Genomic DNA, 10,000 nt, shown 5'->3' on the forward strand with positions numbered 1-10,000 from the left:
ATGAAGGAATTAATTGAGTCAAAATGGCAAGAAATTCTAAATATTCTCGTAAAAGAGCATGAAATTTCCGAAGTTGCTGTGAATACTTGGATACAACCGCTAACTATTCAGACAATTTCGGATGACAGTATCACTTTTTTTATGGTACGAGGACCACGTGGTATCGAATTTATAAAGCATAAATACTATGACATTTACCTTTCTATGGCGATAGAACAGGTTACTGGAAAGCAATTTAAAATTCTTTTTACCGACTCCAATTCTGCAGCATCGCAGCCTGAACCAGCAAAAGTTACTGTTCCTGCAGAATATATTGGTAATTTAAATCCAAGATATACTTTTGATACCTTTGTCGTAGGTCCTACCAATAAGATGGCCCATGCCGTTTCCGTTGCTGTAGCCGAATCACCCGGCGGAGCATACAATCCTCTCTTTTTATATGGAGGAGCTGGTCTTGGAAAAACACATTTGATGCATTCCATCGCTCATCATATTATTAATAATCGTCCGGATCTGCGTGTTTTATACGTCACTTCCGAAAAGTTTACAAATGAGCTGATCGATTCCTTAAAACATGATAAAAATAAGGAATTTCGCGACAAATATCGTAATATTGATGTCCTGTTGATCGATGATATACAGTTTATAATTGGAAAAGAAAGTACTCAGGAAGAATTTTTCCATACATTCAACGAACTTCACGAAGCAAAGAAACAGATTGTCATTTCTTCCGATAAACATCCAAGAGAGATTGCTACTTTAGAAGAACGTCTGCGATCTCGTTTTGAATGGGGAATCACCGCAGATATCCAGCCACCTGATTATGAGACAAAGATGGCCATCTTAAAAAAGCGTGCCGAATTAGAACGTCTTGATATTGATCCGGAAGTTATGCAGTATGTCGCTACGAACATCAATTCCAATATTCGTGAATTGGAGGGTGCTTTAAATAAAATTTTTGTTTTTGCAAATCTTGAAAAGAAGCCTGTTACCTTAGAATTAGCTGAGAACGCTTTAAAAGACACCATCGAATGTCAAAAAGAAGTAACACCGCAGCTAATCATGGACGTTGTCGCAGAACATTATAATATTTCTGTATCTGACATCATATCCAAGAAGAAAAATAAGGAAATTGCGAATCCTCGTCAGATATGTATGTACCTTTCCCGAAAATATACCGATTATTCTCTCCAGAATATCGGAAAAATTATGGGAAATCGTGACCATACTACAGTTATCCATGGACACGATAAAATCAATAAGATGCTCGAAACCGATGAAACATTAAAAAGCAACCTTGATATTATCATTAAAAAATTGAACCCGCCAACGTAGGCATTAATATAGAAGAAACAGAAAATAAAGGTGTCTTCACAACGCTGGAGACTATCCTTTATTTTTTTCCACATTCTATTCAGATTCGATGTGAATTGCCTGTGGATGGATGTGGATAACTTTTGCGGACTTTTTTCTATGTGGATAACTATTTTTTTATTCACACACTTATCCTCATAGTTATCCTTTTCGAAAATCCTTGTATTATCGGCCTCTTACCACTTATTCACATCCCTAACACCCCCTACTACTACTACTGCGGATAACTTATTATATTTATATATATTTCACACCGAAAGGAGTTATACACATTTATGAAGATAACATGCCCTAAGAATCAATTTTTATACGGAGTAAATACCGTATCGAAAGCTGTGTCCAATAAGACAACAATGGAAATTCTCCAATGTATCCTTATTGAAGCATTTGATGATTGTATTAAATTAACTGCCAATGATACAGAACTTGGCATAGAAACAGTAATTCAGGGAACAATTCTTGAACCTGGTAAGATTGCACTTGAAGCAAAAATCTTTTCAGAGATCATCAAAAAGATTCCTGATAATGATGTTTATATCGAAACAGATGAAGCCGGAAAGACAAATATTGAATGTGAACAGATTCAATGCAGTATCATGGGAAGAAAGGGAGATGATTTCTCTCACTTACCAGAAATTGAAAAAGAAAATAAAATTACTCTTTCTCAGTTTGACTTAAAAGAAGTTATCAGACAGACAATTTTTTCCGTATCGGATAATGAAAATAATAAATTGATGACAGGTGAACTTTTAAGTATTGAGAATAATAAACTAACCGTAACTTCCCTTGATGGACATAGAATTTCTGTTCGTAATATTGAGCTTCAGGAATCTTATTCAAAAATGGAAGTTATTGTTCCAGGTAAAACTTTATCTGAAGTTAGTAAAATTCTTCCTGGCGAAGCAAAAGATACAGTGAATTTATATTTAACAGATAAGCACATTTTATTTGAGTTTGATAATACAAAGGTAGTTTCAAGATTATTAGAAGGTAAGTTTTATAATATCGGACAAATGCTTTCTAATGATTACGAAACAAAGTTGACAATTAATAAAATGGAATTATTGCGTTGTCTTGACCGCTCCACTTTATTTGTAAAAGAATCAGATAAGAAGCCGATTATTCTTAAAATTGAAAATGAACAGATGAATCTTATGATTTCTTCACAGATTGGTTCTATGAAAGATCAGATCTCAATTGGTAAAGAAGGTAAGGATATCGTGATTGGATTTAATCCGAAGTTTTTGGTAGATGCTCTTCGAGTAATTGATGAAGAAGAAGTTACGATATATTTGATGAACTCTATTGCCCCTTGTATTATAAGAGATGAGACATCTTCTTATCTGTATCTGATCTTACCAATCAATGTAAGCAACAGCAATGTATAAATTTTAACGAACTTGTTCGCGAGTGACGGACAAAATAAGAAGGGAATTTTAAGAAAGAATATGGAATTAAAATTAAGAGATGAATTTATTAAACTGGGACAGGCTATGAAGGCTGCTGGTATCGTATCATCAGGAATTGATGCAAAGATGCTGATTCAGGATGGTCAGGTGACCGTTAATGGTGAAGTGGAAACCAGAAGAGGCAGAAAGCTTTATGACGGTGATGTTTTTGAGTTCGAAGGCGACGAAGTACGAGTAGTAAAATAAATATATGGGAGGACTCCATGTTTGTAGAATCGATTGAATTAAATAATTACAGAAATTTTGATTCGGTTAAAGTGGAGTTTTCTCCTGGAGTAAATATTTTTTTTGGAGATAATGCACAGGGGAAGACGAATCTTTTAGAATCTATTTATGTAAGTGGAACTTCCAGATCTCACAGGGGAAGCAGAGATAAAGAATTGATTCGTTTTGGAGAGGACGAGGCACATATTCGTCTTTTTTTTCAGAAAGATTCGTTATCCCATCGCTTAGATGTTCATTTAAAGAAAAATAAGAATAAAGGAATTGCGGTAGATGGTGTGCCGGTACGACGTTCAGGAGAACTTCTTGGAATGATGCACATCGTCTTTTTTTCACCGGAAGATTTATCAATCATAAAAGAAGGTCCGGCGGGAAGAAGGCGGTTTCTTGATATGGAATTAAGCCAGATTGACAAGGGATATCTGCAGCAATTGATTGCTTATAATAAGATTTTAAATGAGCGGAATAATCTTTTAAAACAGATTAATCTCTATCCTGCCTTGATCGAAACATTGGATGGATGGGACGAACAGCTTTTGACAGCAGGACAGTTTCTCATAAAAAAAAGAGAAGAATTTGTACAATTTCTTGATGAGATGATGGCAAGAATTCATAGTCAGCTTACCGGTGGAAAAGAGCAGATGAAAGTAGAGTATGAGAAAAATGTTTCTGCGGAGGAATTTAGAGAACAGTTATATTCAAGAAGGAATAAAGATATATCCTCAGGTACAACAACAGCAGGTCCACACAGGGACGATCTTCGTTTTAAGGTCGGAGGGATCGACATCCGTAAGTTTGGTTCGCAGGGACAGCAAAGAACGGCAGCACTGTCGTTAAAATTATCGGAGATTCGATTGATTGAGCAGGTAACAGGAGAAAAACCAATCTTACTTCTTGATGATGTATTATCAGAATTAGATGCTGGAAGGCAGTCATGGCTGTTGGAAAGTATTCAGGATATACAGACACTGATCTCATGTACCGGACTGGATGATTTTGTTAACAGCCGTATCTCACTGGACAAGGTATTTCGTGTGACAGAGGGGCGTGTACAGGAAGAAAAAACAGAGGGTTTGGTTTAAGAAGTTGAATAAATGGCAATATTTATGGTATAATTATTTGATTAAGTTTTGACAGGAGGTTGAATTATGAGTGAAGAACAGATTTCTGCGGGGCAGGAATATGGTGCGGATCAAATACAGATTTTAGAAGGTCTTGAAGCAGTACGGAAAAGGCCTGGTATGTACATTGGCAGTACTTCATCCAAGGGCCTCCATCATCTGGTATATGAGATTGTAGATAATGCAGTTGATGAAGCATTAGCTGGATTTTGTAATACAGTAGAGGTGTACATCAATGAAGATAATTCTATTACGGTCAGAGATAATGGTCGTGGTATTCCTGTAGGAATTAACAAGAAAAAGGGAATTCCAGCAGTAGAAGTTGTGTTTACCATCCTTCATGCAGGAGGAAAGTTTGGTGGTGGAGGATACAAAGTATCCGGCGGATTACATGGAGTAGGTGCGTCTGTTGTTAATGCGCTGTCCACATGGCTTGAAGTAGATATTTTCCATGAAGGAAAGATTTACCGTCAGAGATATGAACGTGGAAAGGTTATGTATCCGCTGAAAGTGGTAGGAGATACAGATAGAAGAGGTACCGAGGTACGTTTTCTCCCTGATCCGACCATTTTTGAAGAGACTGTTTTCGATTTTGCAGTGTTAAAACAGCGTCTTCGTGAGATGGCATTTTTAACAAAGGATTTAAAGATTGTTCTTACAGACCGAAGACCAGAAGAAGAAGTTTCCATGACATTCCATTATGAAGGCGGAATCCGCGAATATGTAGAATATCTGAATAAAAGTAAGGAAGTACTCTATTCTGAAGTAATTTACTGTGAGGGAAAAAAGGGCGATGTATTCGTAGAAGTTGCCTTGCAGCATAATGATTCTTATAACGAAGGTGTCTACAGCTTTGTAAATAATATTACAACGCCGGAAGGTGGAACACATCTGGCTGGTTTTAGAAGTGCGCTTACAAAAACATTTAATGATTATGCAAGAAAGAATAAGTTATTAAAGGATAATGAGCAGAATCTTACCGGTGATGATATCAGGGAGGGCTTGGTTGCGATTGTCAGCATCAAGATTCCTGAGCCTCAGTTTGAAGGTCAGACAAAGCAGAAGCTTGGAAATAGTGAAGCACGTGGTGCAGTTGACAGTGTAGTAAGTGAGCAGCTTACTTATTTCTTAGAGCAGAACCCGAATGTTGCAAAGATGATCTGTGAGAAAGCGGTACTTGCACAAAGAGCAAGAGAAGCAGCAAGAAAGGCAAGAGATTTAACGAGGAGAAAGTCTGCGCTTGATGGAATGAGCCTTCCAGGTAAGCTGGCAGACTGTTCAGATAAAGATCCAAAGAATTGTGAAATCTATATCGTAGAGGGAGATTCTGCGGGTGGTTCAGCGAAAACAGCAAGAAGTCGTGCAACGCAGGCCATTCTTCCATTGCGTGGAAAGATTTTGAATGTAGAAAAGTCAAGACTCGACAAGATTCTTGTGAATAATGAGATACGTGCGATGATCACAGCATTTGGAACAGGAATTCATGAAGACTTTGATATTACAAAGCTTAGATATAATAAGATCATTATTATGACGGATGCCGATGTAGACGGTGCGCATATCGCAACATTATTGCTTACATTTTTATATCGTTTTATGCCAGAGCTTATTAAAGAAGGTCATGTATATCTGGCACAGCCGCCACTGTATAAAGTGGAGAAGAATAAAAAGGTGTGGTATGCCTACAGTGATGAAGAGTTAAATACAATACTGACGGATATCGGACGAGACGGAAACAATAAGATTCAGCGATATAAAGGTCTTGGTGAGATGGATGCATCTCAGTTATGGGAGACAACGATGGATCCGGAAAAGAGAATTTTATTACGTGTAAATATGGATGATGATGCAGCTTCCGAATTGGATATGACATTTGATACTCTCATGGGAGATCGTGTAGAACCACGTAGAGAATTTATCGAAGCCAATGCAAAGTATGTACAGAATCTGGATATCTAACAGGAGGATAGAATGGACGATAGTAATATTTTTGATAAAATCCATGAGGTGGATTTAAAGAATACCATGGAAAAATCTTATATAGATTATGCTATGAGTGTAATTGTATCCAGAGCTCTTCCAGATGTACGAGATGGTTTAAAGCCGGTGCAAAGAAGAATTCTTTATTCTATGATTGAGTTGAATAACGGACCGGATAAGCCTCACAGAAAGTGTGCTCGTATCGTCGGTGATACAATGGGTAAATATCACCCTCATGGTGACAGTTCTATTTATGGTGCATTAGTTAATCTTGCACAGGACTGGTCTACCCGTTATCCACTGGTGGACGGTCATGGAAACTTTGGTTCTGTGGACGGTGATGGCGCGGCTGCCATGCGTTATACAGAGGCAAGATTATCTAAGATTTCCATGGAAATGACAGCGGACATTTACAAAGATACGGTTGATTTTGTACCGAACTTTGATGAGACAGAAAAAGAACCAAGTATTCTTCCATCAAGGTTTCCAAATCTTCTTGTAAATGGAGCACAGGGAATTGCCGTAGGTATGGCAACGAATATTCCACCGCATAACTTAAGAGAAACGATCGACGGTGTCGTAAAGATTATCGATAATCAGGTACAGGAAGACCGAGAGACGGATATTGATGAGCTTTTAGAAATCGTAAAAGGACCGGACTTCCCAACAGGTGCGGCTATTCTTGGACGAAAGGGTATTGACCAGGCCTATCGTACGGGAAGAGGTAAGATTAAAGTACGTGCGGTGACAAACATTGAGCCAATGAAGAATGGAAAGCAGCGAATTATCGTATCCGAGCTTCCATATATGGTAAATAAGGCACGTTTAATTGAAAAGATTGCTGATTTAGTAAAAGAAAAGAGAGTAGATGGAATCACAGAATTACGAGATGAATCTGATAGAAGCGGTATGCGTATCTGTATTGAGACACGTAAAGATGTGAATGCCAATGTATTATTAAAGCAGTTATTTAAACATACACAGCTTCAGGATACTTTTGGAGTCATCATGCTTGCGCTTGTAGATAATCAGCCAAAGGTTCTTAACTTAAAAGAAATGCTTGTACATTATCTGGATCATCAGAAGGATGTTGTCACAAGAAGAACGAGATATGAGCTGAATAAAGCCAAAGAAAGAGCGCATATTTTAGAAGGTCTTTTAAAAGCATTAGACCATATTGACGAAGTGATAGAAATTATACGTGCATCTAAGAATGTTTCTGAAGCAAGAGATAATCTGATGAGACGTTTTGAATTCTCACAGGCACAGGCACAGGCAATCGTAGATATGCGTCTTCGTGCGTTGACAGGTTTAGAGAGAGAAAAGCTTCAGAACGAATATGATGAACTTGAGAAAAAGATTGCGGAATTAGAAGCGATTCTTGCAGATGAAAAGGTTCTTTTAGGAGTAATTCGAGAAGAAATACTTCTTATTCGTGATAAATATGGTGATGATAGAAGAACATCCATCGAGATGGATATGGAAGATTTAAGTGATGAGGCATTGATTCCAAGAAAAGATGCGATTATTACTTTCTCCAAACTGGGATATATTAAGCGTATGACACCGGATAACTTCCATAGTCAAAATCGTGGTGGTAAGGGAATACGTGGTATGAATGTCATTGATGAAGATCATATCGAAGATTTATTTATGACAAGTACCCATAATTATATTATGTTCTTTACAAATAAAGGTCGTGTATATCGTCTGAAAGGATACGAGATTCCGGAATCAGGAAGAACAGCAAGAGGAGTGAATATTATCAATCTTCTTCAGCTTCAGCCGGAAGAAAAGATTACAGCGATCATTCCGTTATTAGAAGACGGTAAACAGCATTATCTCGTTATGGCTACAAGAAACGGTCTTGTAAAGAAAACAGGATTTGATGAGTATAAGAATATTCGAAAGAACGGTCTGGCAGCAATCTCCCTGCGAGAAGGCGATGAGCTGATCGAAGTAAAGCAGACAGACGAGGATGAGGATATTTTCCTTGTATCAAAAGAGGGACAGTGTATCCGATTTAAACTCCAGGATGTACGAGAAACCGGAAGAGTTTCTATGGGTGTGATTGGAATGAATCTTGGTGACACAGATGAAGTTGTTGGAATGCAGATTCGTTCTGAAGGTGATGATTTATTGATCGTATCTGAAAAGGGTATGGGTAAACGAACACCTCTTGATGAATTTACCGTACAGCATCGTGGTGGAAAAGGTTTAAGATGTTATAAGATCACCGACAAGACAGGATATGTTGTCGGAGTGAAGACAATTAAGCCGGAAGAAGAAATTATGCTGATCACTACAGAAGGTATTGTGATTCGGATGAAGAGTGATTCGATTTCTGTTATTGGCAGAAATACCTCCGGTGTAAAACTTATTAATATTGATTCAGAAAGCAGTATTAAAGTTGCCAGTGTTGCAAAAGTCAGATTTGAAGAGGAAGAGGATTTTGCAGAAGTAGAAGAGGATGAAGCAGAGCCTCAATCCACAGAGGAAGAAGCAACACAGGAAGAAGTATAAAGAAGCTTTCTTATGATCAATAAGAATGCTTTTCACAGTTGTTATGTCATTGAATATAAGAGGTAAAAAGATGCGTTCAATTCATGTAGACGAAATTTCAAGAAACATAAAAGAAATGTGTATAGAAGCTAATTACTATCTTTCCGATGATATGAAGAATGCTTTGTATAAAGCGGCAGACCAGGAGGAGAATCCTCTTGGCTGCCAGATTCTTAATCAGTTGAAAGAGAATCTTGCTATTGCGGGAGAAGAACAGATACCGATCTGTCAGGATACTGGAATGGCTGTCGTTTTTGCGGAAGTAGGACAGGATGTACATATTGAGGGAGGTTCTCTCACAGATGCTATCAATAAAGGTGTACATGACGGATATGTGGAAGGATATCTGCGTAAGTCAGTAGTAAATGATCCTTTTATCAGAGAAAATACAAAAGATAATACACCTGCGGTTATTCATTACAGTATCGTTCCAGGAGAAAATATCAAGCTTACCGTAGCACCGAAGGGATTTGGAAGCGAAAATATGAGCAGAGTATTTATGCTTAAGCCGGCAGATGGTATGGAAGGCGCAGTGAATGCTATTGTATCTGCTGTACAGGATGCAGGGCCTAATGCATGCCCACCTGTTGTAGTTGGTGTTGGTATTGGCGGTACCTTTGAAAAAGCAGCTCTCATGGCGAAGCAGGCGTTGACAAGACCTGTAGGAACACATTCTGATCTTCCTTCTATAAAAGCAATGGAAGAGGATGTCCTTAAAAGAGTCAATGCTCTTGGAATTGGTGCAGCGGGACTTGGAGGAACTGTTACGGCATTAGCTGTAAATATTAATACGTATCCTACACATATTGCAGGTCTGCCTGTTGCTGTTAATATGTGCTGTCATGTAAATCGTCACGCAGTAAGAAGTTTATAAGGGGAGGTATACAGTTATGAATAGAACAATTCAGGTTCCACTTTCTGAAGAAGATATCAATACTTTAAAAGCAGGGGACTATGTATATCTGTCCGGAATTATTTATACTGCCAGAGATGCAGCGCATAAAAGAATGTATGAAAGCATGCATAAAGGGGAAGCATTACCAATAGAGCTTAATGGGAATGTTCTGTATTATCTTGGACCAAGTCCGGCAAGAGAAGGACAGGTTATCGGTTCTGCAGGTCCGACTACAAGCAGTCGTATGGATAAGTATACTCCAGAAATGCTTGATAAGGGATTAAAAGGCATGGTAGGAAAAGGAAAGCGTTCTCCAGAAGTTATAGAGGCTATGAAGAGAAATGGTGCAGTATACTTTGCAGCGGTAGGTGGAGCAG

General features: G+C 38.1%; 8 protein-coding genes (1 of these 8 cut by a window edge). All 8 read left to right on the forward strand.

Features of this window, described 5'->3' with window-relative positions; all coding sequences use genetic code 11:
* Positions 1–1,335 (forward strand): chromosomal replication initiator protein DnaA (gene dnaA, locus EHLA_RS00005; RefSeq protein WP_021906148.1); only part of this gene is annotated, 1,335 nt, incomplete at its 5' end.
* A 314-nt stretch (positions 1,336–1,649) separates the two neighbouring features.
* Positions 1,650–2,762 (forward strand): DNA polymerase III subunit beta, encoded by a 1,113-nt coding sequence (dnaN, locus tag EHLA_RS00010; RefSeq protein WP_096238841.1) that lies wholly within the window; start codon positions 1,650–1,652, stop codon positions 2,760–2,762.
* 60 nt (positions 2,763–2,822) lie between these two features.
* Positions 2,823–3,029, forward strand: a complete 207-nt coding sequence (locus tag EHLA_RS00015) for an RNA-binding S4 domain-containing protein (protein WP_021906150.1) — start codon at positions 2,823–2,825, stop codon at positions 3,027–3,029.
* A 17-nt stretch (positions 3,030–3,046) separates the two neighbouring features.
* Positions 3,047–4,147, forward strand: coding sequence for a DNA replication/repair protein RecF (gene recF / locus EHLA_RS00020; RefSeq protein ID WP_096238842.1), 1,101 nt, complete (start codon positions 3,047–3,049; stop codon positions 4,145–4,147).
* A gap of 66 nt (positions 4,148–4,213) precedes the next feature.
* Complete coding sequence (gene gyrB, locus EHLA_RS00025; protein ID WP_096238843.1) at positions 4,214–6,145, forward strand: DNA topoisomerase (ATP-hydrolyzing) subunit B; 1,932 nt, start codon at positions 4,214–4,216, stop codon at positions 6,143–6,145.
* A 12-nt stretch (positions 6,146–6,157) separates the two neighbouring features.
* Positions 6,158–8,689: a DNA gyrase subunit A gene (gene gyrA, locus EHLA_RS00030; protein ID WP_096238844.1), complete on the forward strand. Its 2,532-nt coding sequence runs from the start codon at positions 6,158–6,160 to the stop codon at positions 8,687–8,689.
* A 70-nt stretch (positions 8,690–8,759) separates the two neighbouring features.
* Positions 8,760–9,602, forward strand: coding sequence for a fumarate hydratase (locus tag EHLA_RS00035; protein ID WP_096238845.1), 843 nt, complete (start codon positions 8,760–8,762; stop codon positions 9,600–9,602).
* A 16-nt stretch (positions 9,603–9,618) separates the two neighbouring features.
* A protein-coding gene (locus tag EHLA_RS00040) for a Fe-S-containing hydro-lyase (protein ID WP_096238846.1) crosses the window boundary here: on the forward strand, positions 9,619–10,000 show its 5' portion. The gene runs 167 nt beyond the window's last position; 382 of the gene's 549 nt are visible here — the first part of the coding sequence; the start codon lies at positions 9,619–9,621; the stop codon falls past the right edge of the window.

The sequence above is a fragment of the Anaerobutyricum hallii genome (assembly GCF_900209925.1).
Classification (GTDB): Bacteria; Bacillota; Clostridia; order Lachnospirales; family Lachnospiraceae; genus Anaerobutyricum; species Anaerobutyricum soehngenii.

Bases quoted from the DNA above. Each gene is read 5' to 3' on its own strand.
- recF (WP_096238842.1), top strand. From the start codon at position 3,047: ATGTTTGTAGAATCGATTGAATTAAATAATTACAGAAATTTTGATTCG.
- EHLA_RS00035 (WP_096238845.1), top strand. From the start codon at position 8,760: ATGCGTTCAATTCATGTAGACGAAATTTCAAGAAACATAAAAGAAATG.
- EHLA_RS00015 (WP_021906150.1), top strand. From the start codon at position 2,823: ATGGAATTAAAATTAAGAGATGAATTTATTAAACTGGGACAGGCTATG.
- gyrB (WP_096238843.1), top strand. From the start codon at position 4,214: ATGAGTGAAGAACAGATTTCTGCGGGGCAGGAATATGGTGCGGATCAA.
- gyrA (WP_096238844.1), top strand. From the start codon at position 6,158: ATGGACGATAGTAATATTTTTGATAAAATCCATGAGGTGGATTTAAAG.
- dnaN (WP_096238841.1), top strand. From the start codon at position 1,650: ATGAAGATAACATGCCCTAAGAATCAATTTTTATACGGAGTAAATACC.